Below are 24,629 nucleotides of genomic sequence, written 5' to 3'. Positions count from 1 at the left end.
GATCGGGCGCGGCACCGTGAAGGTCCGCCCGCGCCCCCGCGTGGTCGTCGTCTCCACCGGCAGCGAACTGATCCAGCCCGGGGAGCAGTTGGGCTCCGGGCAGATCTACGACTCCAACAGCTTCATGCTGACCTCCGCGGCCTACGAGGCGGGTGCCATCTCCTACCGCGTCGGAGCCGTCGCCGACGACCCGGACACCCTGCGCTCCACGATCGAGGACCAGCTCATCCGGGCGGACATCATCGTCACCAGCGGAGGGGTCAGCGTCGGCGCGTACGACGTGGTCAAGGAGGTGCTCTCGCAGATCGACGAGGGCAGCGGGAACGTGGAGTTCCGGCGGCTGGCCATGCAGCCGGGCAAGCCTCAGGGGTTCGGCCTCATCGGGCCGGAGCGAACGCCGGTGCTCGCCCTCCCCGGCAACCCGGTGAGTTCGTACGTCTCTTTCGAGTTGTTCGTGCGCCCCGCGATCCGTGCGCTGATGGGCCGTGCGTCCGTGCACCGGGAGAGGGCGTCGGCCCTTCTGGAGACCGATGAGGCGCTGACGTCGCCAGACGGCAAGCGCCAGTTCCTGCGCGGCAGTTACCTTCCCCCGGCGAAGGGGGAGGCGTGCGGCACGGTCCGCCCTGTCGGCGGCTCGAGCTCGCATCTGGTCGCCGCCCTCGCTCAGGCGAACGTCTTGATCGACGTCCCGGAGAAGACGACGCGCCTCACCCCGGGCGAGGAAGTGACCGTCGTGCTGCTCGACTAGGGCGTGTCCCGTCCGGGTCTTCGCATGTGACAGCTTGCGTACGGCCTCCCCGGGGCGACGCCACCGCGCCCCGGGCCCGGTACCGTATCCGGTCACAGGGACGGTTTCGGGAGAACGATGAGCAGCGCGGAAGAGCAGCACCTCACCCACATCGACGAGGGCGGGGCGGCCCGCATGGTCGACGTCTCGGAAAAGGACGTCACCGCGCGCACCGCCCGCGCAGCCGGCCGGGTGCTCGTCTCGCCCCGTGTCGTCGAGCTGCTGCGTGGTGAAGGCGTGCCCAAGGGGGACGCCCTGGCCACCGCCCGTATCGCCGGGATCATGGGCGCCAAGCGCACGCCGGACCTGATCCCGCTGTGCCATCCGCTCGCGGTCTCCGGCGTGAAGGTGGACCTGTCGGTCACGGACGACGCCGTGGAGATCACCGCTCAGGTGAAGACCACGGACCGTACGGGCGTCGAGATGGAGGCGCTGACGGCCGTGACGGTCGCCGCTCTCACCGTCATCGACATGGTGAAGGCCGTCGACAAGGCAGCCGTCATCGCCGACGTACGCGTCGAGGAGAAGACCGGAGGCCGGTCGGGTAACTGGGCGCGTTCCGGGCAGGTTTCGGCCATACGGTCCCGCGAGGACGAGCACCCCAGCCAGGAGGGAACCGGCCCATGAGCGCCGAACAGCAGCCCTATCGCGCACTTGCCGTCACGGCGTCCAACCGCGCCGCCGACGGGGTCTACGAGGACACGGGCGGCCCGCTCATCGTCGAGGGCCTGTCCGCCATGGGCTTCGAGACGGAGGGCCCGAGCGTCGTACCGGACGGCGAGCCGGTGGCCGAAGTGCTCAGTGCAGCGGTCGCCGCGAGCTACGACGTCGTGATCACCACGGGCGGCACCGGCATCTCACCCACGGACCACACACCCGAGATGACGCGCCGCGTGCTCGACTACGAGATCCCCGGGATCGCCGAGGCCGTCCGCGCCGAAGGGGCGGGCAAGGTCCCGACTGCCGCGCTCTCACGCGGTATCGCTGGAGTCGCCGGCCGCACGCTGATCGTCAACCTTCCGGGTTCGTCCGGTGGCGTTCGTGACGGACTCGCAGTGCTGGAGCGGCTGTTGGTGCATGCCGTGGAGCAGATCCACGGCGGCGATCACCCCAGAGGTGACCCCAACTGAACGCGTCCTGGCCGATCGTCCTGACGGACGGCGAGACCGCCCTCCGTCCCATAAAGCTGCGCGACCAGCGCGACTGGCGCGAGGTGAATCAGCGCAACAGGGACTGGCTCCGCCCCTGGGAGGCCACGATCCCGCCCGCCCCGCCGGGGCTCACACCGCCGACGCGCCCCTCGTACCGGCAGATGGTGCGTCATCTTCGCGGAGAGGCCCAGGCGGGCCGGATGCTGCCGTTCGTGGTGGAGCATCAGGGGCGTCTGGCCGGTCAGTTGACGGTTGCCGGAATCACGTGGGGTTCGATGTGCTCCGGCCACATCGGTTATTGGGTCGACCGTGCCGTCGCCGGCCGGGGCGTCATGCCGACAGCGGTCGCGCTGGCGACGGACCATTGTTTCCGTTCCGTCGGACTGCACCGCATCGAGATCTGCATCCGCCCCGAGAACACCCCGAGTCGACGTGTCGTGGAGAAACTGGGCTTCCGCGAAGAGGGGTTGAGGCCCCGTTATCTGCATATCGACGGTGCTTGGCGCGACCATCTCATCTTCGCTCTGACCAGTGAAGAAGTGCCCGAAGGGCTGCTCGCGCGATGGCACCGCACTGCTCCGGGTGCTTCCCATAAATGAAATGGTTGTTCGAAATTAGCGGCCGTGTGCTGAACAACCCACGCCCGCCCAGGAATTGGCCGCCAGGGATCACAACGGCCTTGACTGGCAAAAAAGCTGGAGAGATCGGGCGGATCGTGCGACACACCGCTGTATTTGGCAGATGGGTGCGGCTAAACCCCTCTACCGTGTGAGGGTGAACAGCAGTGGCCTCATCTACGCAGTCATCGTCGGGGCCTGGGCTGCCTACTTGGTGCCGATGTGGCTCCGCAGGCAGGACGAGCTGAACGAGTCCCGTCCCACGGAACGCTTCAGCACCGCCATCCGGCTGCTGTCCGGCAAGGCGGCGATGGAGCGGCGCTACTCGAAGGGGACCGAGCGGCGCGACGAGGACACCCCTGAGGACGAGGGTGAACTCGCCGGTCCCGGACTCGATTCCATGCCCGAGCGCGACGATGCGTACGAGAGCGTTCCGGACCCCGCCGACGAAGCGGTCGACGTCCGGGCCTTCGCGGACCCCAAGACCATGGTGGGGCACGGTGCTGCCGTACCCACCGAAATACTGGCCAGATCCGCCGACCAGCACTTCGGTGACGGCCAGGACGAGAGTGCCCGCGGCGAAGCCGCCCGGGAGGCCGGTCAGGGCGAGGCCAAGCAGAGCGCCGCCGAGCGCAACGCCGAGCGCAACAAGGCGCGGCAGAGCAACAAGCGGGCCAAGGTGCTCGCTCGGCGACGGCGCACCACGATGCTGCTCTTCCTCGTCTTCACCGCCGGGACGGTGCTCGCCGGAGTCAGAGGTCTCGCCTTCCTCTGGGCCCCTGCCGCACCGGGTCTGCTGCTGAGCGCGTACATCGTGCATCTGCGGGTGCAGGAGCGGCGCCGCTTCGCCGTCACCATGGACAAGCGCCAGGGGGAGGCGGCGGCACAGCGCCTGCGTGAACGGCGTGGAGGCCCCGCTGCGGACCCCGTCCAGGCGGAGCCCGCGCCGGCCGGCCACGCGGACCCGAGACAGGAGCAGGAGCCGCAGCAGCCCGCTGAGGAGCCCGGTGCCGCCGGGCGCCGTGCGCTCGTCGAGCAGACGGACCACGCCGAGTGGGTCGACCAGCAGCGCCGCGGAGGCCGTGAGGCGTCCGAGGGCTGGGACCCGGTGCCGGTGCCCCTGCCCACGTACGTCAGCGCGCCCGTCGCTCCCCGTTCCACACGCGGCGTGGATCTCGAGGCCCCGGGCACGTGGAGCTCCGCCCGTTCCAGCTCCGCGAGCGGCGATGCGTCGCCCGCCGGCCAGCCGGAGCAGGAGGACGAGCCGGCACCCGGGTCCCGTCGCGGCAGGGGGCCCGGCCGGACTCCGCTCTTCGACCAGTACGAGGGCGACGACCGCCCTCGCGCAGCCAACGAGTGACGTGACCCGCGGTGACCACGAGGGCGCCGCGGGCGCACGGGCTCAGCACCGTGACGGCCATGACCAGCGCGGGAACGGATTTCCGCGCGACACGGCGGGGATGCTAAGGTTTCACCCGTCGCAAGGGCCTGTAGCGCAGTCCGGTAGCGCATCTCGTTCGCAACGAGAGGGTCAGGGGTTCAAATCCCCTCAGGTCCACAGCTGACAGCAGGTCGAAGCCCCCGTCGGAGAGAATCCGGCGGGGGCTTCGTCGTGCCGCACGGCAGTGAAGTACCGCGACTGCGGTGACTGTCCTTGATCGCTCGCCTGTCCGCCAAGGTGTCTGCGGAGCTTGCGCAGCGCCTTGCGAGTCGCTTCGGACGGGATGTGCGAGCAGACCTCCATCGTGATCGCGGTCTTGCTGTGGCGAAGGATCTGCATGCCGGTGCGCGGATGCACGTTGGAGGGCGGCGATGAATCCGGCAAAGCGGCGTGTTGCGGCGGTTATTGGGTGTTTCTTGGTCATAGCTTCTGTGTGTCTGTGCGCGATCTTTGCTGATCGCGCAGCCTCATGGAAGTGGAGAAGTAATGCGCAAGCTTCGCGAAGCAGCCGTTGTAGCCGCCATGGTCGGCAGCGTCAGCATGTTCGGTGCCGGCGTCGCATCCGCCCAGGTTGATCAGGAGCTCCCGCCCGTCAACTGCGTGCAGGACGCGGACAGCAACACCCTGGTGTTCACACTCGAGGGCACCGCCGTCCCGGTGACCACCGGGGACGCGGGCGACGCCGACTCCAGTGCTACCCAGCAGATCTGCGGTCTCGGCAACGACGACAACGTGAACACCGCTGGTGACTCCGCCGGTGGCTTCGGCACTTCGGTGCTCGGCGGCGCAGGCGCGTAACAACTGCCGCCGGCCCTGCCGGTAGCGATTCAAGGGCCGAGCCCCCAAAGCTCGGCCCCTGAGTCATGCCGCCCTCCGGGCAGGCGCTGGCAGATGTTCCGTCTGTCCGGCGAGACGGGTGCGATAGCTTCCCCGGCATGGAGGAAGAGGCCCTTACAGGTGGCGGGGTGAACCTCGTCGTTCGTGCCGGGGAGACCGTGCGTCGGCCGACTGGCCCCTGGACCCCGGCTGTTCACGCTCTGCTCGACCATCTGGCCGCAGTCGCGTTCCGCGGAGCGCCGAGGGCACACGGCATGGACGTTCACGGCCGGGAGGTACTGGACTTCGTTCCAGGGCAGGTCGGTGCCGAGCCGCTGCCCGGGCACGAGGGCGATGCACGGCTCCGGGCCGCCGGCCGCCTGCTCCGCGGCTTCCACGACGCGACCGTGGGGTTTCGCCCGCCAGCCGATGCGATCTGGTACTTCCCCTCCCGCGACCCGGCCGAGGTCGTCTGCCACGGCGATGTCGCCCCGTACAACACGGTGTTCCGCGACGGGCTGCCGGTGGCGTTGATCGACTTCGACACGGCACATCCCGGCCCGAGAATCTGGGATGTCGCCTATGCCGCCTACCGGTTCGTCCCGCTGACGGTCGCACCCGGGGCAGGAGCGGTGCGGGCAGGTGAACAGGCCCGGCGGCTGCGCCTGTTCGCCGATGCGTACGAGCTGGCCGATGAAGACCGTGCCGCCCTTGTCGAGACGGCGATCGCCCGGCTGGCACACCTGGTCGCGCACATGAAGGAGCAATCAGCCGCGGGAAACGAGGCGTTCGCCGCCCATCTGGCCGCAGGCCACCACCTGAACTATCAAGCCGACGCGGAGCACCTGGCGCGGTTCTCGGACGAACTCACCCGGGCGCTTCTGCTTCGCGCCGAGCGCCCTCCCCCTTGTCCGTAGCGAGGGTTTGTCCGTGCCACACGCCGGCCGGACGGTCCGGGCTCACGGGAATCCCTGTGCTCCAAAGGCGAGTTGACCGCAGAAGCCGGGCTCTCCGCAGACGGTCAGCGGTCTCGCTGCAAGGCGTCCAGTTCCCCAGCGATCGCGCTTCGGAGCCCCTCGTGCTGCGGACCGAGCGCGAACTGTTCGTCGGACCAGTTCTCCGCGGGGTACAACCACACCGGCTTGCCGACGAGATGGGGAGGCTCCCACTCGAACCGCGGCCAGACATGAGCGTGCAGGATGGCGTCGGTGTTGCCGAGGATCTCGAGGTTCACGCGACGGAAGCCGGAATCCGACTTCTGACTCGCCCGTTCGACGGCCTCGCCCAACTGGTCCAGGCTGCTGAGGAATGCCAGCCGCCTGGAGCGTGAGAGGTCGGTCAGCCGCTCCGCCTCGGGATCATCGGCGAGCAGCACGCAGTACCCGGGCAGGAATTGGACGTCCCCGATCACGGAGAAGCCCGCCTCCAACCGCCGTAGGACGGTGGGATTCTCCCCGCGCAGAGCGCTTCCGATTCGGTCCGCGCGCCAGTCGTCAGTCACGTCAAGGACGTTACACAGGCCTCGTGATCGAATCTCGCTCACGTTCGAACCGCCCCGCGTTCCCGCCGCCCGGGGAACCGCTGTTGGACGGCGGAGACGTTTGCCGGGACGGCGCAGCGGTATTCCGGGCCTGACTTCCAACCGTGGCGCGAGGCGCGCTGAACCCGTGCGGCCGGACCGGAACTCCCCATGCGGGAGCAGCGGTTCGGCGAGGGCCCGACGGCCGCGGTCGGCGGGTGGCGGGGCTCAGGCGTCGCCCGGGGTCTGTCAGCCGCCGTGCGAGGACATCATCCGCTGGGCCGCCTGCGTCCTCGCGGACTCCAGCAGGGCGAGCATCACCTGCTTGCTGGAGTTGCGGTGCCGCACGTCGCACATGACGACGGGTGCGGGAGTGCGCAGGTTCATGGCCGTCTGGACCTCCTCCGCCGAGAAGTCGCACCGCCCGTAGAAGCAGTTGACGCCCACGGCGAAGGGGATGCGTCGCTGCTCGAAGAAGTCCACCGAGGCGAAGCTGTCGGTCAGGCGGCGCGGATCGGCGAGGACGACGGCGCCGAGCGAGCCGAGCGCGAGGTCGTCCCACATGAACCAGAAGCGGTCCTGCCCCGGCGTACCGAACATGTAGAGCACATGGTCCGGGTCCAGGGTGATCCGGCCGAAGTCCATGGCCACCGTGGTGGTGGACTTGTCCGGGGTGCCGGCGAGGTCGTCGACACCGAGGCTCGCCTGCGTCATGTACTCGTCGGTCTCCAGCGGCGGAACTTCGCTCACGGAGCCGATCATGGTGGTCTTGCCCACGCCGAAGCCGCCTGCTACCAGGATCTTCAGCGCTGTCGGCATGGCGACGGAGCCATCCGGCCGCTCAGAGCTCGCGGATACCACGGATTACCCTCTCAAGTAGTTCCACACTCGGGGTGCTTGTCTCCTCGCCCGGAGTCTTGATCGCAATCAGGGACTTCGCGAGCAGGTCCCCGCAGAGCACCTTCACCACGCTCGGCCACAGGTCGAGAAGTGCGGCGATCTCGACGATCGCCAGTGGCCGCTCCCGGCATAAGTCGAGGATTGCGGCCAACTCCGGCTGCAGCACCTGGTTCCCATGGCCCTTGGACTCCGTGGTCGCCACCTGTGTGATGAGCGGGAAGTCGGCACCGTTGGGGTGAGTACGCCCTCCGGTGATGGCGTAGGGCCGGATGAGGTATCCGGACCCTTCATCGAACCATGACGTGTTCTTGGAGATCGCCCAGATCCTTACCGTGAATGACCGGCGGCTGGGACCTCCGTGCGAGGTGCCGCGCTGAGGTAGGCGCCGACCTGCTGGACGATCCTGGTCATCTCGTACGCAGCCATTCCCGCGTCGACCTCGGAGGAGGCGAGCATGGCGAGCCGGGCTCCCTGGCCCGCGTTCGTGACGAAGAGGAACGCGTTCTCCATCTCGATGACCGTCTGCCGCACCTGCCCTCCTTCGAAGCGGTGGGCGGCACCGCGGGAGAGGCTCTGCAACCCGGAGGCCACCGCCGACAGGTGCTCGGCGTCGTCTCTGGCGAGGTCTTTCGAGCGCGCGAGGAGCAGCCCGTCCTGGGACAGCACGATCGCATGGTGAGTCTCGGGGACCCCGGTCACCAGCTTGTCGAGCAGCCAATTCAGGCGGCCGTCGGTTTGGTTCCGGTCAGTCATCAGTGGTCCTTCCGCACAGGATTTTCGGCGCCGGCTCCGTGACCGGGCGTTTCCGCCTGTGAGTCACCGACAGGCTCTGCAGGCTTCGCGGCGCGGGCGCGCTTGCTTCCCGACTGGATGGCGGCCATGGTGGCCCCCGCCCTGTCCGGGGAGGACGACGCGCCGGTCGAGGGGGCGTCCGGCTCGGAGGGGGACTGCGACTGCTTGCGCAGCCCCTCCGCGAGATGCTCTCCCCGCACTCTTATCGGGAGCCTGCCCACGGTCCGCTGTTGGTCAGGTTCGCCTTGTGGCACGTCGATTCCGGCGGGTTCGGTGTATCCGGTGTCGCCGATGTGGTCGAGCGAGAGGTCCGGCCACGACGACGGCATCGCAGGCGAGGTCATGGAGGGCGACGGCATGGAAGGGGTGTCCTCCACAGGCGGGGCCGTCGTCTCCGGGGGGCCCGGGTGGAGCCCAGGGCCGTGCAGGCCCGCACCGCCGGAATCGGGGTGCAGGAGGCCCGCACCGCTGGATCCGGGTGCGCCCAGGTTCAGCGAGCCCAGCGTCAGACCGGTCTCCGGTGAGTCCAGCATTCCCGGGCCCGGCACGCTGAGCGTGCCGGGGCTCAGGCTGGCGGCGCCCAGGGCCATGGGTGACTCGGCGCCCGGAGTGCTCGGCAGCAGACCGGCCCCCGCGTAGGCGGGGTATCCGCCGTGCTCGTCGAGGTGCGGCTGCGGGACGGCACTGCTGTCCGTACTGCCGAACAGGCCTCCCGAAGAACTCCCGACCGCGGCACCCACCGGCTCCGCCGGCACGAGCGAAGGTGCCGAGTCGGCCGAGTCGAAGGACGAAGAGGTCAGCGCGGGCGGGAAGTCCGAGCCGGTCAGCTCGGCCGGGGAGTCCGGAACGGGGAGGTCCTGGCGCTCCAGCTTGCTTTCCGCGACGAGGTTCGACAGCAGGGACGACTCGGTCTCCTCCAGCAGTGCGCTGGGCAGGAGCACGACGACGAGCGAGCCGCCGTACGCGGACTTGCGCAGCGAGACCTCGAGGCCGTGCCGGTTCGCCAGCCTGGCGACGACGAAGAGTCCCAGGCGCGGTGCCTCGCCCAGCGTCAGCATGTCGGGCTTCGGCGGGTCCGCGAGCAGCTTGTTGAGCTCGTCGTACTGCTCGGCCGGCATTCCCAGGCCGCGGTCGACGACTTCGAGCGCCAGGCCCCTGGCGACCTTCTCCGCGCTGACGCACACCCTGGTGTCGGGCGGGCTGAAGGACGTGCCGTTCTCGATGAGTTCGGCGAGCAGGTGGACGACGTCGGCGACGGCCTGGCCGACCAGGGAGACAGGAGGGGCCGGCAGTGCCTCGACCCTGCTGTACTCCTCGGTCTCGGAGATGGCGCTGCGCAGCACCTCGTAGATGGGAACTGCCTTGCTCCAGCGGCGTCCTGGCAGGGCGCCGCCGAGGATCAGCAGGTTCTCCGTGTGGCGGCGCACGCGGGTGGCCAGGTGGTCGACCGCGAAGATGTCCTTGAGGAGCTTGGAGTCCTCGTGCTCCCGCTCCAGCTTGTCGAGCTTGGGAATCATCCGGTTGACGAGGACCTGGGTGCGGCGGGCGAGACCGAGGAAGACGGTCTCCGAACCCTCGCGTCCGCGGGCCTGCTGCACGGTGGTCTCGACGACCGTCTGCCACTGGCGCTCGATCGCCCGGGCGAGCGCGGCGACCTCGTCGCTCCCGTAGTCCCCCTGGGACTGCTGGAGTTGGGGCTCGGACCTCTCGTCCTGCCCGAGTTCCTCGACGAGTTGGGGGAAGGTGGAGTCGGCCCACTCGCCGGTCGCGCGGTGCAGCCGGGAGAGCCGGTTCGTGAGCGAGCGTGCGAAGCGGATCGCCAGCACGATGCTCGCCGCCAGGACGGCCAGGGCGAGGACGCTGCCGACCGCCGCTCCCAGCAGGAGTGCCTGCGCCCGGTCGGTGCCGCCCTTGACGACGCCGTTGAGGGAGTCGGAGCTGACCTGACGCAGCTCCTTGCCGACGACGCCCGCCGACTCCTGCCACGTGTCGGTCTGCCGCGCCAGCGGCTTGTTGCGCGACTCGACGGTGTCCTCGGCCTGCACCAGCGAGTCCCACTGCGGGGTGCCGGTGAGGCGCTTGTACGCGTCGGCCGTCTCCGCCGGCAGGTCGTCGGCGTCCAGGGCCACGCGGCTCTGCCGCTGGAGGGACAGGTACTGGGAGAACTCGCCGCGCGCGGAGGTGTCCGGCGGGCCGTCGAGCACGACGGCGGGCTCGGGGCGGGCGCCGGAGAGCAGGGCGTCCTCACGGGAGAGGATCTCCGAGAACTGCACCAGGGACGTCATGGCCGTGGCGTTGCGCGCCAGGCCGCCGTCGTCCATGCGGACCGCTGTCGAGAGCAGGTCGGTGGTCTCGGCCGTGGTGTCGGTGTAGTAGCGGAAGGTCTGAGTGGCGTTCACCTTGCGGGCGTTGATCGAGCTGCGCTGCTCGGAGAGCCTGCCGAGCGCGTCGTCGAGGCTCTCGGCCTTGCTGCGCACCGCGGTGTCCGCGGAGTCGAGCCCGCCACGGGACTTGCGGAAGTCGGCGACCGCGGAGTCCGTGTCGCTACGGGCGTTCTTCAGCGCTGTACGGGAGGACTTGGTGGAAGCGGCCTGCCATGCGGAGGTGAGGCGACGTTCTTCCTGAAGCCGTGCGACGAGGGTGTGGGCCGGCTTTCCCACCGTCGAGGCCACGTCCGCCCCGGCTCGTAAACCGAGGCCTTCCTCGACGAGACCGTTGGCCGCATATCCCCACAATCCCGCGAGTGCAACCGTGGGAATCAGGATCGGCAGGGCCAGCGGGAATCGCAGAGATCTGCGCTGAAGGGCCCTGGGCACTATGTGCCGGTCGCGTATGCCTGGCATCTCATTCCTCGTGCGGCAGCGGAACGATCGTGGCGATGGGGGAGGTGCGAAACGGGTGTGCACATTGCCCGGATGACCCGGCGCGAGCGTCAGCAGCTCGCTGACGGAGCGTCATCAACGGCCGACCGACCCGGAGCACCGTACCAGGGTCGGAGAGCACTTTCGACGTGAAGTGGCGCCGTGAGCAGCACAATTGCACCGCAGCCTCGATGAATGCGGTTCGTCTGCGGTGGCCGACAGGGCTTTCTGATGCCTCGTCGACCGCCCCTTCCGGGAGGACTCCCGTGTCATGGGCTATGTTCTATCAGTTTCCTGCGAAAGGTGGGAAGCGTCGATTCCCTTTCTCCTCGAATCCCGAACACAGGCATGTTCAGGGCACGTCCGTGCAATGAGGAGCACATGGGAATCGAGCAGGAATTCTCCGGGTAGTCACCCGTACTCCTACTTGCCCCTCTTCGGCTCTTCTGGTTACGGAAGGGCAATTTGCCCCAGTCGGTGTGTGAACGGGCGTGCGCCGCACCGAAGTTCGGACGGGCGCCGTGAAGTCCGGAGCGGCGGGCGCACGCGCCGGTCACATCAGAGCCAGCAGCCGTGGGGTGTAGAGCGCGGTGACGGACTTGATCCCGGCAACGATGTCGAAGTAGGTCGACGTGAGGTCCGGGTCCCGCTGCACTGCTCGCAGCAGTGACAGCCGCTGCTCGTGGATCTCCAACTGCGCGACGGACAGCGTGGCTTCGAAGCCCTCGGTCAGAGCCTCGTCCCGCTCCTTGGCGTACGAGCCGAGCGCCGGGTCGAGCCTGTCGCGGTCGGTGAGCCGGTCGCCGATGTTGCGCACCAGGCATTCCGACTGAAGGAACGCGTCGCTGATGCCGCGTGCGGTGATGGAGTCCTTGTGGTGCCCGGCGTCGCCGACGAGCGCCCAGCCGGGGCCGGCCGCCTGGCGGAAGAAGTTCTGCTGGTCCCCGGTCCCGCGCAGGCGCTCGACCCGGTCCTTGCCCTGGAGCCTTTCGAACAAGTCCGGTGCGGTGCTGCGCACTTGCTCCAGGTAGGCGGTGTCCACGTCCTTGCGTACCTCGTCGAAGCGGGACTGGGGGAAGTAGGTGAGCACGAGCGTCGCACCGTTGTTGGTCGGTACGGCGGCCACCCAGCTTCCGGGGCGCTCGTACAGCTCCAGGCAGGCGGGCACGTCGTGCCAGTAGCTGTAATAGGCGCAAGTCAGCCGCGGCTTCTCCGTGGTGTACTCCGCGCCGCAGAGGCCGGCGACCTTCGAGCGCATGCCGTCCGCGCCGATCACGAGGTGGGCCCGCTCCGTGAACTTGCTTCCGCGGTAGGTGCCTTCGACGCCCACGACCCGACCGGAGTCGTCGCGCAGCAGATCGCTGACCGAGCACTGCTCGCGGAACTCGACGCCGTCGGCGACGGCACCCTCCACCAGGACGGTGTCCAGGACGTGGCGGCGCGGGGCGTATCCGGCCTGCTGCCCCTCGACTCCGTTGCTGCAGCCCTCAAGGCGGACGTCGGCCACCTCGTACACCGCCCGGTCCAACGGCGGGCAGCCCGTGGCGCGCACCTGGTCGAGCAGGCCCCAGCGGGCCAGCGCGGCCACGCCGGGCTGGTGGACGAGGTGGGTCGAGAGCGTGTCCGAGGGGAATCCTGCCCGGTCGAGCATCAGCACGCGGTAGCCGGCACGGGCGAGCAGCATGGCCGTTGGAGATCCGGCGCACCGCGCCCCCACGACGATGGCATCGAACATGGTTTCCTCACAGAGGGTCGGCCGGGGCAGGAGACGAGGAAGGAACATACGGCGTCGTGCGCGGTCAGGCCGCCCTGCGGGCGCGATCCGGCTGGATTGCGGCACCAAGGGCAAGGAAATGCCCGGGAGTCGGGGTGGGTCAGGGGCTCGCGTCGCTGAGGGCGGCGGCCAGGGCGCGCCTGTCCGTCTTCCCGTGCGCGTTGAGCGGGAGTTCGTCGACGACGGTGATTCTTCGGGGGACCATGTACGCGGGCAGACGTGCGCTCAGCGCCGGGTACATCCGCTCCGTGTCGCAGGAGGGCCCGCTGACCGCTGCTTCCAGGTCCATCTGTCCGTCACGGCCCTCCACGGCGAGGACGATCGCGTCCCGCACCCCGGGCTGTTCTCTCAGCATGGCCTCTATCTCTCCCAGTTCGATCCGGTAGCCGCGGATCTTGACCTGGTGATCCACCCGTCCCAGGTGCACCAGTTGGCCGTCCTGCACGCCGACGCGGTCGCCCGTGCGGTACCAGTGCGCTTCGGTCAGCGGTGTCTCGCCGTCGAGGACGTGCACCGAGCCGTCGGCACCGAGTGAGAGGAAGCGTCCGGCGTTGTTCGCGGGGTCCAGGTATCCCGGGAAGCGCTGCGGGCCGCGTACGCAGAGCTCGCCCTCACTGCTGGGCCTGCCCTCCTCGTCGAGCAGGAGGTGTTCCAGCGAGGGATAGCAAGTGCCGATGGGCACGGTCCCGTTGGAGGTTCCCGGACGGTGCTGCGCGTCGCGCGGCATCAGGTACTCGGTGCACGAGACGGTGACCTCGGTCGGCCCGTAGAGGATCTCCAGGGCGCTGTTCGGGGCGGCGGCCTGCCACTCCAACGCCAGTGTGTTCGGCAGCGGTTCGCCGCCGAACACGCTCCAGCGCAGAGTCGGCATGCAGCCGGGGGCCAGTGTGCCCAGGCGTGAGGCGAAGGAGACCAGCGACGGCACCGAGAACCAGTGGGTGAGGCGCTGGGCGTTGATGAACTTCACCGGCGACATCAACTGGCTGCGCATCGGGACCACGAGCGTGCCGCCGGAGCCCCAGGCGACGAACAGGTCGTAGACGGAGCCGTCGAAGGTCAGGTCGAAGCTCTGCGACAGCCTGCTTCCCGGACCCGCCTCGTACCGCGGCACCACGTGGGTGAGGTAGGCGGCGGCGTTGCTGTGCAGCACCGGAACTCCCTTGGGAGTGCCGGTGGATCCGGAGGTGAAGATGATGTAGGCGACGTCGTCCGGGGTGGCGGGGCACGGCGGCAGCGCAGCGCCCGGACGACCGGCCGTGTCGGCCGGTGCCATCACGAGCAGCGGCACATCCAGCTCTCCGCCGCCGTCCTGAGGGGTGTCGGTGACGACCAGGTCGAGGCCGGCCGCCGCAGCCATGGCCGCGTTGCGTGCCGCGGGGAACTCGGGGTTGAGCGGCACGACCGTGGCGCCCGTGCGCAGCACGGCGAGGTATCCGGCGTACGCCGTGACCGAGCGGCTTGCCAGCAACCCGACCCGACGGGGGAGGACACCGTCGTTGGCGGCGATCAGCGCTGCCGCGAACTCCTCCGCCAGCTCCCGCAGTTCGCGGTAGGTCAGCTTGTCGGTGCCCACCTCGAGCGCCGTGTGCTCGCCGAACCTCTCGGCGGATTCGGCGAACCACGCGTACAGGGTCCGCGGACCCGAGCTCGTACCGCTGCCGGCTGGAGCGCTCATACGGTCTGGGCCTCCAGCGCGTCCAGCCAGTTGCGCAGCTCGCCCACGGTGCGCAGCTCCGCCAACTCCTCGGCTTCCACCTCGTAGTTGTGGTCGCTGGCCAGCTTGACGACGATCTGGAGCCGCGCGAGCGAGTCGATACCAATGTCGGAGAGCAGGGAGCTGTCGGTGAACTCGGTGTGGGAGGTGCGCGCGTGCTCACGCAGCACCGCCGACGCAAGGTCGCCCGCGTCCTCCTCGGCCGCCTTCTCGCCCGGCCAGTAGCGCTTCGTCTGCCACTGGTAGTTGGGCAGCGGTACGAACCGGCAGCGGGACCGGAAGAGAGGGTCCCAGTCCACGGCCTCGCCGTTGCGGTACCGCTCCACCACGGGAGTCAGCGTCCGGGCCTGCTTGCCGTACCCCGGATCCGTCCCGGTGAGGCAGCAGTCGAGAGCGGCGATCATCTCCTCGTGGGAGGTGCCCGTCACGGCCAGCCGGTGCGCATGGTGCTGGCGGCGCGTCGCGGCGCTGAAGCAGATGTCGCGGAGCGCGAGGTCCGCGCCGGCTCCGCCCGGGCCGAGGTATTCGGTGTAGGCACGGGCGAGCGCGTCGAGAGCCTCGGGCGAACGTGCCGAAATCGGAAGCACGTAGGCCTTGTTGCTGCGCATGGGCCGCCTCAGCAACGTGGCATGGCTGTCGGCGGTATGGGTGTCGCCCTGGGCGACCACCAGATGCGCGTTCAGACATGAGGCGCCCTGCCCGGTGATCCCCGCGAGGACCGGCCGGCCGCGGTCGGGCAGGTCCTGGAGCTTGGTGGGGACCTCAAGCGGCAACTCGCCCCAGGCGACAAGCGGGTTGGGGGTGTTGAGGTGCAGGCTCGGCGGCATCTGGCCGTGTTCCATGCACAGCACCGTCTTCATCAGCCCGGCCATGCTGCCCGCGGCTTCGGCGTGCCCGATGTTGGTCTTGACCGATCCGATGAACAACGGCCGGTCGGAAGGCCTTCCTTCGCCGAGCACCTCGCCGAGCGCGGTGAACTCGACGGGGTCGAACGCGGGTGAGCCCGTGCCGTGAGCCTCGACGAAGTCGACGTCGGCGGGTGACACCCCGGCGTCCTCGTACGCCCACCTGAGCACCTCGGTCTGGCCCGCGACGGAGGGCGTCAGAAGCGACTCGCTGGTGCGGCCGTCGTTGCTGACGGCACTGCCCCGGATCACCGCGCGGATGCGGTCGCCGTCGGCCCGCGCCTCGGCGAGCGGCTTGAGGATGACGACGCCCACACCGTCGCTGGGCGCGAAACCGTCCGCGTCCGCATCGCCGAACTTGCTCCGGCCGTCGCCCGCCAGCGTCCCGGACTGCGTCATCATCACGCCCTCGTCGGGACGGAGCGCGAGGTTCACACCGGCGACGACCGCCAGCGGGCTCTCCTTGGTGCGCAGGCTCTGCACCGCGGCGTGGACGGCGGCCAGTGAGGAGGAGCAGGCCGTGTCGACGACGATGCTGGGGCCGCGGAAGTCGAAGACGTAGGAGATGCGGGCCGGCAGCAGCGGGCGGAAGTTGTGGAAGGCGGAGGCGGTGACGGACTCCAGTCCCTGCCGGAACTGCCGCTCGAGGAAGTCGGAGCGGGTGTTGCCGACGAAGACGCTGGTGCGGCTCCCGGCGAGTGCGTCGGGCCGTTGCCCGGCGTCCTCCAGTGCCTCCCAGGTCGCCATCATCAGCAGCCGGTGCTGAGGGTCCAGATCCACGGCCTCGTTGTGCGACATCCCGAAGAACTCGGCGTCGAAGTCCGCCATGCCGTCGACGTATCCCGCGCGGCGGCTGCCGATCGTCCCGGTGCCGCCCGCCGAGGAGTAGAGGGCGTCCACGTCATAGCGGTCGGGCGGAGTCTCGCTCGTCACGTCCGCACCGTCGCGCAGCAAGTCCCAGAGCTCGTCGGCTCCCGACGCGCCGGGGAACCGGCACGCCATACCGATCACAGCCACCGATCGAGCCTCGATGTCCGCCTTGGACCACTTCACCCGTACACCCCTTCGATGCTTCCCTGACGTCCGGCCGCTCTGCGTCTCCCGTCCGCTGATGTGTGCCGCGCCGATGGCTCCACCACATCCGCTTCCCGCGTCATGCCATAGAAGTTACTTGACTGAGTAAGAAGTGGCAATGAGCGGTCTGCGATGGTGCGTTCACCTGCGCGCCGGACTCCAGCGGGAGGCGGACCTGAAGCACGCTCGTTCTCTCTTCGGGAGGGCCGTGCCAGGGGGAGGACACCCCGGGTACGGGCAGTTGGGAACTCGCCACTCGGTCCGTCGAACTCTGACTTCACGTCCGTCAGCGGAACCCGGAAAGGAGCTCTGCCGGGCTCTCTGCCGTACGCGCACTGCGCTGCTGCGCCCGCGCGCGGCGGGCTCGTGCACATTACGGCCGTGGCGTGACCGCCCTCTCGGCGCAGGGGCCTGCCGACGTCGTCGACGGGCTTGTTCTCGCCGGTGGTGCCGGTGCGGCGGGTGATTCGTGGGGGTGGGCCGATCCGGACGATGCGAGGGAAGCGCACCGTAGCCGCAAGCCTCTGGGGGATTCGTTGAGTTTGTAGGAGATAGCACATAATCGCTTCACTGACAGGGCTCTGCAGCGGCAGCCTGCGTGGCGATGCTCCTCGTGGAGCGGCGTACGCGGGTCGCCATGCTTCGCTTCCTCCTCACGCGTCGGCTCAAGTCCGTCCCCTCCGCAGCGATTACGGCGGAAGAGCACACCCTGCACCGCGCGCCGGCGGTCCGCACACGCGGTGCGGTCCGACGCCCGGGCAGCACGCGCCGGCCGCTCACACGGCAGATGCGCGCCGCCATTGTCATATGCGAGACCGTTCTTGCTCGATAGCGCTTCGGGGATTGGCGGGAAGTGATCGTCAGGCGATTGAGAAGGCTAAAACTGGACAGAATGCAGGACTGGCCCCGCGTAGGGGCACCTCAGGACAGGCCGGCAGACCCCCGCGACGACGGGACCGTGACCGGAAGCATCCCAAGTTGCTTCTGGGGCGGTACGTATGGTCCCAGGTCTGGTTTCATGTGCAGTCATGGATCCCCTGACACCTAATCAAGCCCCACAAGAGGGCGAGCAGCGCAGGCGTCGGCTGCAGACACTCGGTCTCAACACCTCTGACCCCGAAGTCAAGTTCGACCGTGTCGCCCGCCTTGCAGGGCGTTTCGCCCAGGCGCCCCTCGCGATGGTCAACTTCATCAACGACGAGCGTCAGATGTTCCGCGGCATGTACGTGCCGCCGTCGAATCCCGACGACAGCGCAGGGGAGGACCGGAGCATCGCCTTCGACCTCAGCGACATACCCGAGGTCGCGCGCGAAGCCCCCATCGACTACGGCTTCTGCCCCCATGTGGTCGCCGACAAGGCACAGCTCGCCCTGGACGACGTCTTCGACTACCCGCGGTTCAAGGGCAATCCGCTGGTCAACGAGATGGGCGTCCGCTCCTACCTCGGCACTCCCCTCCTGGACCACACCGGCGTGATCCTCGGAACCGTCTGCGTGGCCGACATGCGCCCGCGCCAGTGGAGCGCGGACCACATGGAGAGCATGCAGAGCCTCGCACAGACCCTTCTGTCCGAATTCGCCCTGCGTGACAGCCTGTTGACTCAGCAGCAGGAGATGTTCGCGATCTTCGACGGCGCGCCCTTCCCGATCATGCTGACCGAGGGTCCCGAGCATGTGCTGCGCTACGCGAACGCCAAGCAGGGAGCGGCTTTCGGCAGGGTCCAGCAGCTGAGCCAGGGCCGGCACGTCCTGCCCGGTCTCGACTCCGTGGGCGTCTTCAAGACCATGGATCAGGCCCTGAGGTCGGGGCAGACGGCGACGCTTTCCGAGGCGCGGATAGCCTCCTACGACTTCGAGTCGCCCCAGACCTTCACCTTCACCTGCACCCCGGTACGGCTGACGCCCAGCGCACCGGTCAGCGGGGTCCTGACAGTGGCGATGAACATCACGGGCCAGTCGCCGAGCGGCACCGAGCGCAAGCTCGCCGCCGATCTGACCTCCCAGTTCGAGAGGATCGGCTCGGGTTGGCCCTCCTCCGGCCAGGACGGTGAGAGCGGCGCGCGTCTGCGGTGAGTCAGGTGGCCGGTGTGGTTCCCGGACGCGGGGGCGGGCGGGAACCAGCATCCAGTCCGCGGAGGTTGCCGCCGACTCAGCGTGATGATTCCGCACCGTGATTCCTTGCACCGAGTCCCCGCGTGGTGAGTCCGCGCGTGGTGATTCCGCGTCGTGACGCCGTGTCTTGACGTGTTGTGGGCGGGGGAGCTGCACGAAGCAGCCCTGTGCCGATGCGAAGCGGACGATGCCGCGCTGCCTTGATCGAGTGTTTCCCGGCGAGGTCCAGCGCCGTGCTCAGCCGTTCGGCACGTGTCCGCCGATCGGTGGTTTTCGTGTTCACGCTGTGCATAAACTGTGCTTGTTCGAGCCGCTGCATGTCCTGTCGCTGAATTCACGCGGCGGACGGAATCGTCTTTCCCGGCCGGCCGACCCGTCCGTACGGGGTGAAGAACACAACATTGCGCGAATTCGCCGACATCCGTGACGGATTGCCGGATTCCCCCCTTGGTGAGGTGTCCCAGGGATGGATGGTCGTCAAGGTAATAGAATGCGTGCTCGAACACATTGAGCCATATCCGGAGCGACTTGGCGCGGTAGATCTGCCGACATCTCGGATTGGCATCCTAAGTCCGACATCGGGCACCTTGTTCCGCCTTGCGACTTTTCTGGGGGATGAAAGTCGCCATGACGAGAGTCCGCTCAGCGGGGCGGAGCGGCTTCTTCCACAAGAGCAAGCGCCCTGTCGCAGCGGCGAGTTGGAAGCAGTGAGGTCGGTGGGGCAGGAGCGGCCGGCGAGCCGTGGGCACAGAAAAAGAACAGCCGTCACGCACTCCGGGCCACTCGACGCTCGTGGCCTGGAACAGGCCGTCGGGGCCGATTTCGTGGCCGAATCGCTTATGGACGTCCCTTCGAGGCCTTCTCCTGATCCCGTTCGAGAACCCGGATCGGCGGTGGATCCCCGCCGTTCCAGGGCGAGTTGGCCGCCCGTCTCCGGTCCCGCGCGGACCGGCGGGACCCGTCGGCTCCCTGTGACGCCAACGGTCAGCGGGCCAGCGCGGCGATCGTCATGCCCGCTGCGCGGAGGCGGTTGACCAGCGCGTCACCGATCGCGGTGACGGGCGTGAGGACGCCGCCGTCGACGTCGGGCAGGGCGGCGCGGTCCAGTACGAGCGCGAGCGCGGACTCGCCGAGCATGACCGCGGTCGCCTTGTAGCCGGGGTCGCCCTGCGCCTTGAAGCGCGCCGCGTAACGGGCGCCTGTCGTGGTGGTGGTGAAGGTGTCCATCGTGAAGTGGCCCTTGTCGCGGGTGCGTTCGCTGGGGCCGGCGCCCGGGTCGGGGAGGACCTTGTCCAGCACGTACCGGGTGGGGGGCAGCGTCAGACCCGCCAGGACGCCCGCCAGCGCCCCTGCCACGCCGAGTGCCATCAGCGGTGAGAGAGGGGAGCGGCCCGCGCTCATGGCCTCGCGGTAGCGGAAGCCGGACCCGTAGGCGTGGCCGCGAAGCGCCGAGCTGCGCCGGACGACACGGGTGTTGAAGGGGGCCATGGCGAAGGGGGCGAGGGTGCCGCGCAGGGACGGGTCGGCGGTGCGGGCGGGAGCCAGGACCAAGTCGTTCTGCCGGCCGAGGTCGGGCTCGGCCTCGCGGTCGGGGCTGAGCGAGTAGGGGTCCAGGACGAGCCGGCGTGCGGCCCGGTCCTTCTTCACGGTGTCGATCTGCCGGCGTACGGAGTCGATGGTGCCGCCGGAGATTCCACCCTTCATCGAGGTCAGAACCGAGATGGTGTCCGTCAGTTCACCGGCGCCGTCGGCGCGGATCTTCTCGTGGAGGGCGTGCACGTTGACGTCCGAAGGGATGGAGTCGAACCCGCAGGCGTGGACGATGCGGGCGCCGGTGGACGAGGCGAGCCCGTGGTTGGCGTCGATGCTCTCGCGGATGAAGAGGACCTCACCGCACAGGTCGACGTAGTCGGTTCCCGCCTGGGCGCAGGCGGCGACAAGCGTGCGGCCGTACTTGGCGTAGGGACCGACGGTGGTGATGACGACGTGCGCGGCGCCGGCGATCTTCTCGATCGCGGTGCGGTCGTCGGCGTCGGCCACGAGCAGGGGCCAGGTGCGGCCGCGTTCGCCCAGGCCGTCCCGTACGGCCGCGAGCTTCTTCTCGTTCCGGCCGGCCAACGCGATCCGGGTGCCCTCGGGAGCGGACTGGTCGAGGTAACGGGCGACGAGCGCGCCCACGAAGCCGGTCGCGCCGTAGACGACGATGTCGAGGTCGCGTACGCGGGGGTTCGGATCGGTGTCCGTCATGGGCGGGTCCTTCCGGGCCGGGCGGTGGTCGTGACTTCGGTGCGACGAGGACGAGTTGACCGGTGGGGTCACCCTTTCAGGAGCACGCGGTACGGACGACGTACGGACGACGAGGTGCCCGCACGGGCGGGACGCGCGTGCGGGCACGTACCTCTTCAGCTCCGCTTCCGAGCCCGAAGTCGCGTGCCCGGACGCCCTCTGCTCGCCAGGTCACCCAACCCCTACCGGAGCGCGACTCCGCATCTGACACGCCGGGAGGCGGCAGACGGCGGGAGGTCGCACCATCCCAGGCACCCTCACATGCAATCCGGCCCGGAGTCACGGGGGCATCGTCCGCCGTCAGCATCGCAACAGGACAGCCGGACGGGCCGGTTGGGGGTGAACTACGCGGGCGTCCGCCGGCTCTTCGCGCGTCGCGACGGGCTATGAGGAGCTGTCGTTCCTCGGATCACACCGTCAGGACGGCGCAGTTCAGCGTGGCCGCGAACTCCTTCACCGTCCCGGCGGGCGTTCCCGCATCCGTGATGAGCGTCCACGGAACGGTCTGGCGGGCGTGGTACGGGAACGGGCTGAGGCCCAGCTTCGAGGCGTCCGCCAGAACGAACACCTCACGCCCGCGTTCCGCCATCAGCTCCTTGGAATGGGCCTGTTCGAGGGTGGGGCAGGAGAGGCCGTCACGTGCGTGCAGACCGTCGGCGCCCAGGAAGACGACGTCCGGCGTCAACCGCCGCAGCGTCTCCTCCCCCTCGGGTCCGAGGATCGCGCCGTTGGGACGGCGCACCCGGCCGCCGAGGACGATCAGCTCGACGCCTTCCGCGTCCGCGAGATGGCGGAGGGCGATGGTGGAGTTGGTGATGACGGTGAGCCCGCTGCGGGAGCGCAGCGCACGGGCCAGCCTCCCGGTGGTGGTGCCCGCGTCGATGAGGATCACGTCTCCGTCAGCGACGCGGTCGGCCGCCGCCAGCGCGATGGCTTCCTTCTGCGCGCGGTTGCCGGACTCCTTCTCGTCCAGGGAGCGTTCGGCGGTGTGGCCGTCGGCCACCGCACCTCCGTAGGTGCGGTGGATGTGCCCGTCCCCGGCCAGCTGCTGGAGGTCGCGGCGGACCGTCGAGACCGAGATCCCGAAGCGGGCGGCGAGCTCGGCTATGTCGCCGTTTCCCGCGAGCACCTCCCGCAGGATGTCGTCGCGGCGTCGCGCGGTGCCGCGCCGGGGGGCGCGGGGACGGGCGGTGGTCATCGCTTCTCCTCCACGAGGACTTCGCCGGCGGGCTCGGTGAGCGGTGCCGTCGTCGTGGCCTCGGCGGAGGGACGCAGTCCGAACAGCACCAGCAGCACTGCCACGAAGAGGAAGCCCGCGAGCGCGCCGAAGCCCGTCACGCTCGTGCCGGAGCTCTCCGTCAGCCAGCCCACAAGATACGGGCCGACGTAACCCCCGAGGTTGCCGAGGGCGTTGATCAGGCCCATGGCGACGGCGATCACCTCGATCCGCAGCACTCCGCCGGGGATCGCCCAGAACGGGCCGTAGGGAGCGTAGAGCGCACCCGCGGTGACACAGAGCAGAAGCATCTGCAGGACGCCTCCCTCCACGGCTTGTCCGAGCAGCAGCGCGACGATGCTGACGACGAGCGGGACGGCGACGGCCTGCCGCCGCTTCCCCGTGCGGTCCGACCACATGGCGTTGGCGACCATCACGATCAGCGCCACGGTGAAGGGGATCGCGCTGAGCAGACCGACCTCGGTGGAGGACCCGTCGTGGGTGAGGGTCTTGATGACGGACGGCAGCCACAGCGTGAAGCCGTAGAAGCCGGTGATCCAGAAGAAGTAGATGCCGATCAGGACGAGCACGGACTTCTGCTTGATGGCGTCGAGGTAGGAGCCGCTGCCCGCCGACGGCTTGGCCGCTTCGTCGGCGGCGAGCGAACGCTCGACGTGCTCGGCCTCGCGGCGCGAGATCCAGCGCGCCTGCGAGGGGTGGTCGGCGACGGCGAACCACCACACCACGGCCCAGACCAGCGGCGGGAAGCCCTGGAGCACGAGCACCCAGCGCCAGTCTGAGTGGTCGAGCATCAGCCCGGACAGCGGGGCCATGATGATGGACGAGATCGGGAGGCAGGCCATCCACAGGGCGTTGGCCCTGGCGCGCTCGCGCAGCGGGAACCAGGAGGCCAGCAGGATCAGCACCGCCGGCCACACTCCGCCTTCGAAGAGGCCGAGGACGAAGCGGGCGACGTAGAACTGCTCCTTGGTCTGCACGAGTCCGCAGGCCATGGCCGCGAAGCCCCAGGCGACCATCAGGATCAGCACGGTTTTGCGGGCGCTCCAGCGCTGGGCGAGGATCGCGCCGGGGATCTGGAGGAAGACGTAGCCGAGGAAGAAGATCCCCGTGACCATGCCCTCGTCGGAGGCGGTGAGACTCAGGTCGCCGTCCATGTACGGCAGGACGACGGAGACGTTGCTGCGGTCCAGGAACGCCAGCATGTACATCACCACCGCGACGGGGATGACGTACGTCCAGCGCTTCGCGGGTATCGGTGATTCGGCCTGGGGTGTTGCGGGTGTCATCTGTGCGGCTCCAACTGCCTGCGGAGTCAGGGGCGTTCGGTGTTCGGTCAGGCGCCGGTCCCGTAGGCGGCCCGGATGCGGTCGGTGGAGCCGCTGAATTCGACTCCGGCGCGGAAGGCGGCGGCCATGGTGCCCGGCGATGCCGTGCCGGAGCCGGCGATGTCGAACGCGGTGCCGTGGTCGACCGAGGTACGCAGGATCGGCAGGCCCACGGTCACCGACACCGTCCCGTCGAAGTCGACGGTCTTGGCCGGGATGTGGCCCTGGTCGTGGAAGTGCGAGAGCACGCCGTCGAAGCGGCCCTGAAGACCCTGGTGGAAGACGGAGTCGGCGGGGATCGGGCCCACGACGTCGAGGCCTTCGGCGGCGGTCTTCTCCACCGCGGGGCGCAGCGCCGTGATCTCCTCGTCCCCGAAGTGGCCGTTCTCGCCGCCGTGCGGGTTGATCGCCGCCACGCCGAGCCTCGGCTCGTCGTGGCCGAAGACGCGCAGCGCGGTCACGGCGTGACGGATGCTGCTCGTCACGCGCTCCTCGTCGATCTGGTCCAGGGCCTTGCGCAGGGAGACGTGGCGCGTGGTGAAGAAGATCTTCAGGCCGCGGACGACGAACATCGTGTCGAAGTGCGCGGCGCCGGTGAGTTCACCGAGCATCTCCGTGTGGCCCAGGTGCTCGGCTCCGGCCGCCCAGACGGCCTCCTTGTTGATGGGGGCAGTCACGATGCCGTCGACCTCGCGCGCCATCGCGGCCCTCGTCGCCGCCTCGATCGCGGCCACGGCGGAGCGTCCCGCCAATGCGCTCACCTTGCCCCACTCCAGGTCGTCGCCGGCGATGCCCAGGTCGAGGACGTCGATGGTGCCGGGTGCGAAACGCGCCTCGCCCACCGAGGAGACGGCGTTCACCTCGACGTCGAGGCCGCACACCTGCACGGCGCGGCGCAGCACGGCGGCGTCTCCGACCGCGATGCCGCGCCCGAGGCTCGCCGTCTGCGGGTCGGCGAGGGTGCGGGCGGTGATCTCCGGCCCGATGCCCGCGGGATCGCCGAGGGTGACGGCGAGAACGGGAAGCTGGCGGCTGGTCATGGGGAAACCCCTTCTGTGCTGCGGTGGTTGGAATCCTGCTGGGAGTCGTGAGCGGCGCCCGGAGTGCCGCGGGTGTGCATGGCGCGCAGCCGCTCCAGGCAGGCGACGGCTGCGTCGGGGCCGCCGATGAGGCCGCCCTTGGTGGCGAAGGGCAGCCCGCCGTGCGGGCCGCCGACGAGATGACCGGCGACGGCGAGCGGCAACACCTCGGCCTCGATGGCGAATCCGTCGGCGCCGAGCGCGGTGGTGACGGCGGCTGCGACGTCGCCGCCCGAGGTG

Annotated in this window: 21 protein-coding genes and 1 tRNA gene; 9 read left to right on the top strand and 13 right to left on the bottom strand. The window is 69.3% G+C overall.

Annotated elements, in window-relative coordinates; all coding sequences use genetic code 11:
- The 8 genes from glp to H5J26_RS12700 all read left to right on the top strand — a co-directional run.
- Nucleotides 1-748, top strand: a 748-nt coding sequence (gene glp, locus H5J26_RS12735; protein WP_181765927.1) for a gephyrin-like molybdotransferase Glp, incomplete at its 5' end; no start/stop codon positions are given.
- 117 nt (nt 749-865) lie between these two features.
- On the top strand, nt 866-1,414 hold the full coding sequence (gene moaC / locus H5J26_RS12730; protein ID WP_235980663.1) for a cyclic pyranopterin monophosphate synthase MoaC: 549 nt from the start codon (nt 866-868) through the stop codon (nt 1,412-1,414).
- Nucleotides 1,411-1,917, top strand: coding sequence for a MogA/MoaB family molybdenum cofactor biosynthesis protein (locus tag H5J26_RS12725; RefSeq protein ID WP_181765926.1), 507 nt, complete (start codon nt 1,411-1,413; stop codon nt 1,915-1,917). The genes moaC and H5J26_RS12725 overlap by 4 nt, the downstream gene beginning before the upstream one ends.
- Nucleotides 1,918-1,931: 14 nt before the next feature.
- Nucleotides 1,932-2,537, top strand: coding sequence for a GNAT family N-acetyltransferase (locus tag H5J26_RS12720; RefSeq protein ID WP_181765930.1), 606 nt, complete (start codon nt 1,932-1,934; stop codon nt 2,535-2,537).
- A gap of 175 nt (nt 2,538-2,712) precedes the next feature.
- Nucleotides 2,713-3,915 (top strand): gephyrin-like molybdotransferase receptor GlpR, encoded by a 1,203-nt coding sequence (glpR, locus tag H5J26_RS12715; RefSeq protein ID WP_309237889.1) that lies wholly within the window; start codon nt 2,713-2,715, stop codon nt 3,913-3,915.
- Nucleotides 3,916-4,039: 124 nt separating this feature from the next.
- Nucleotides 4,040-4,113, top strand: a tRNA-Ala gene (locus H5J26_RS12710).
- A gap of 369 nt (nt 4,114-4,482) precedes the next feature.
- Nucleotides 4,483-4,794, top strand: coding sequence for a hypothetical protein (locus tag H5J26_RS12705; protein ID WP_181765924.1), 312 nt, complete (start codon nt 4,483-4,485; stop codon nt 4,792-4,794).
- Nucleotides 4,795-5,087: 293 nt separating this feature from the next.
- The gene (locus H5J26_RS12700) at nt 5,088-5,729 is read left to right on the top strand and encodes a phosphotransferase enzyme family protein (protein WP_235980662.1); all 642 of its coding nucleotides are present in this window, start codon (nt 5,088-5,090) and stop codon (nt 5,727-5,729) included.
- A gap of 104 nt (nt 5,730-5,833) precedes the next feature.
- On the opposite strand, the gene H5J26_RS12695 is transcribed toward H5J26_RS12700, so the two are convergent.
- From H5J26_RS12695 to H5J26_RS32260, 8 genes are all read right to left on the bottom strand, one after another.
- Nucleotides 5,834-6,313: a diadenosine tetraphosphate hydrolase gene (locus H5J26_RS12695; protein ID WP_181765922.1), complete on the bottom strand. Its 480-nt coding sequence runs from the start codon at nt 6,311-6,313 to the stop codon at nt 5,834-5,836.
- A gap of 267 nt (nt 6,314-6,580) precedes the next feature.
- On the bottom strand, nt 6,581-7,150 hold the full coding sequence (locus H5J26_RS12690; protein WP_181765921.1) for a GTP-binding protein: 570 nt from the start codon (nt 7,148-7,150) through the stop codon (nt 6,581-6,583).
- A gap of 22 nt (nt 7,151-7,172) precedes the next feature.
- Nucleotides 7,173-7,487, bottom strand: a complete 315-nt coding sequence (locus H5J26_RS12685) for a DUF742 domain-containing protein (RefSeq protein ID WP_309237890.1) — start codon at nt 7,485-7,487, stop codon at nt 7,173-7,175.
- A gap of 71 nt (nt 7,488-7,558) precedes the next feature.
- Complete coding sequence (locus tag H5J26_RS12680; protein ID WP_181765920.1) at nt 7,559-7,984, bottom strand: roadblock/LC7 domain-containing protein; 426 nt, start codon at nt 7,982-7,984, stop codon at nt 7,559-7,561.
- Complete coding sequence (locus H5J26_RS12675; RefSeq protein ID WP_181765919.1) at nt 7,984-10,866, bottom strand: nitrate- and nitrite sensing domain-containing protein; 2,883 nt, start codon at nt 10,864-10,866, stop codon at nt 7,984-7,986. Before H5J26_RS12675 ends, H5J26_RS12680 begins: the two co-directional genes overlap by 1 nt.
- Nucleotides 10,867-11,437: 571 nt before the next feature.
- Entirely contained in the window at nt 11,438-12,619 is a 1,182-nt protein-coding gene (locus H5J26_RS12670) for an NAD(P)/FAD-dependent oxidoreductase (RefSeq protein ID WP_181765918.1), read from the bottom strand.
- 139 nt (nt 12,620-12,758) lie between these two features.
- Nucleotides 12,759-14,333, bottom strand: a complete 1,575-nt coding sequence (locus tag H5J26_RS12665) for an amino acid adenylation domain-containing protein (RefSeq protein WP_181765917.1) — start codon at nt 14,331-14,333, stop codon at nt 12,759-12,761.
- Nucleotides 14,330-16,294, bottom strand: coding sequence for a type I polyketide synthase (locus H5J26_RS32260; protein ID WP_309237888.1), 1,965 nt, complete (start codon nt 16,292-16,294; stop codon nt 14,330-14,332). Before H5J26_RS32260 ends, H5J26_RS12665 begins: the two co-directional genes overlap by 4 nt.
- Nucleotides 16,295-17,379: 1,085 nt before the next feature.
- On the opposite strand from H5J26_RS32260, the gene H5J26_RS12655 reads away from it, so the two are divergent.
- A complete protein-coding gene (locus H5J26_RS12655; protein WP_181765916.1) occupies nt 17,380-18,423 on the top strand; it encodes a GAF domain-containing protein in 1,044 nt (347 codons plus the stop codon).
- Between the two features lie 1,023 nt (nt 18,424-19,446).
- On the opposite strand, the gene H5J26_RS12650 is transcribed toward H5J26_RS12655, so the two are convergent.
- The 5 genes from H5J26_RS12650 to H5J26_RS12630 all read right to left on the bottom strand — a co-directional run.
- Nucleotides 19,447-20,709: a saccharopine dehydrogenase family protein gene (locus tag H5J26_RS12650; RefSeq protein ID WP_181765915.1), complete on the bottom strand. Its 1,263-nt coding sequence runs from the start codon at nt 20,707-20,709 to the stop codon at nt 19,447-19,449.
- Between the two features lie 448 nt (nt 20,710-21,157).
- Complete coding sequence (locus H5J26_RS12645; protein ID WP_181765914.1) at nt 21,158-21,946, bottom strand: DeoR/GlpR family DNA-binding transcription regulator; 789 nt, start codon at nt 21,944-21,946, stop codon at nt 21,158-21,160.
- On the bottom strand, nt 21,943-23,271 hold the full coding sequence (locus H5J26_RS12640) for an MFS transporter (protein WP_181765913.1): 1,329 nt from the start codon (nt 23,269-23,271) through the stop codon (nt 21,943-21,945). The genes H5J26_RS12645 and H5J26_RS12640 overlap by 4 nt, the downstream gene beginning before the upstream one ends.
- 47 nt (nt 23,272-23,318) lie before the next feature.
- Nucleotides 23,319-24,350: a 4-hydroxythreonine-4-phosphate dehydrogenase PdxA gene (pdxA, locus tag H5J26_RS12635; RefSeq protein WP_181765912.1), complete on the bottom strand. Its 1,032-nt coding sequence runs from the start codon at nt 24,348-24,350 to the stop codon at nt 23,319-23,321.
- Nucleotides 24,347-24,629: nucleotide-binding domain containing protein (locus H5J26_RS12630; RefSeq protein WP_303647144.1), on the bottom strand; the 283-nt coding region annotated here is incomplete at its 5' end. The genes H5J26_RS12630 and pdxA, both read right to left, overlap by 4 nt.

Source organism: Streptomyces albidus (ex Kaewkla and Franco 2022), assembly GCF_013870515.1.
GTDB lineage: Bacteria > Actinomycetota > Actinomycetes > Streptomycetales > Streptomycetaceae > Streptomyces > Streptomyces albidus.
This window is presented reverse-complemented; position numbering and strand designations above follow the sequence as displayed.

What these genes read in the sequence shown, in the direction of transcription:
- H5J26_RS12680 (WP_181765920.1), bottom strand. Translation starts at nt 7,984, where the DNA reads ATGACTGACCGGAACCAAACCGACGGCCGCCTGAATTGGCTGCTCGAC.
- moaC (WP_235980663.1), top strand. Translation starts at nt 866, where the DNA reads ATGAGCAGCGCGGAAGAGCAGCACCTCACCCACATCGACGAGGGCGGG.
- H5J26_RS12650 (WP_181765915.1), bottom strand. Translation starts at nt 20,709, where the DNA reads ATGACGGACACCGATCCGAACCCCCGCGTACGCGACCTCGACATCGTC.
- H5J26_RS12640 (WP_181765913.1), bottom strand. Translation starts at nt 23,271, where the DNA reads ATGACACCCGCAACACCCCAGGCCGAATCACCGATACCCGCGAAGCGC.
- H5J26_RS12690 (WP_181765921.1), bottom strand. Translation starts at nt 7,150, where the DNA reads ATGCCGACAGCGCTGAAGATCCTGGTAGCAGGCGGCTTCGGCGTGGGC.
- H5J26_RS12645 (WP_181765914.1), bottom strand. Translation starts at nt 21,946, where the DNA reads ATGACCACCGCCCGTCCCCGCGCCCCCCGGCGCGGCACCGCGCGACGC.
- H5J26_RS12705 (WP_181765924.1), top strand. Translation starts at nt 4,483, where the DNA reads ATGCGCAAGCTTCGCGAAGCAGCCGTTGTAGCCGCCATGGTCGGCAGC.
- H5J26_RS12700 (WP_235980662.1), top strand. Translation starts at nt 5,088, where the DNA reads ATGGACGTTCACGGCCGGGAGGTACTGGACTTCGTTCCAGGGCAGGTC.
- H5J26_RS12655 (WP_181765916.1), top strand. Translation starts at nt 17,380, where the DNA reads ATGGATCCCCTGACACCTAATCAAGCCCCACAAGAGGGCGAGCAGCGC.
- H5J26_RS12675 (WP_181765919.1), bottom strand. Translation starts at nt 10,866, where the DNA reads ATGCCAGGCATACGCGACCGGCACATAGTGCCCAGGGCCCTTCAGCGC.
- pdxA (WP_181765912.1), bottom strand. Translation starts at nt 24,350, where the DNA reads ATGACCAGCCGCCAGCTTCCCGTTCTCGCCGTCACCCTCGGCGATCCC.
- H5J26_RS12665 (WP_181765917.1), bottom strand. Translation starts at nt 14,333, where the DNA reads ATGAGCGCTCCAGCCGGCAGCGGTACGAGCTCGGGTCCGCGGACCCTG.
- H5J26_RS12670 (WP_181765918.1), bottom strand. Translation starts at nt 12,619, where the DNA reads ATGTTCGATGCCATCGTCGTGGGGGCGCGGTGCGCCGGATCTCCAACG.
- H5J26_RS12725 (WP_181765926.1), top strand. Translation starts at nt 1,411, where the DNA reads ATGAGCGCCGAACAGCAGCCCTATCGCGCACTTGCCGTCACGGCGTCC.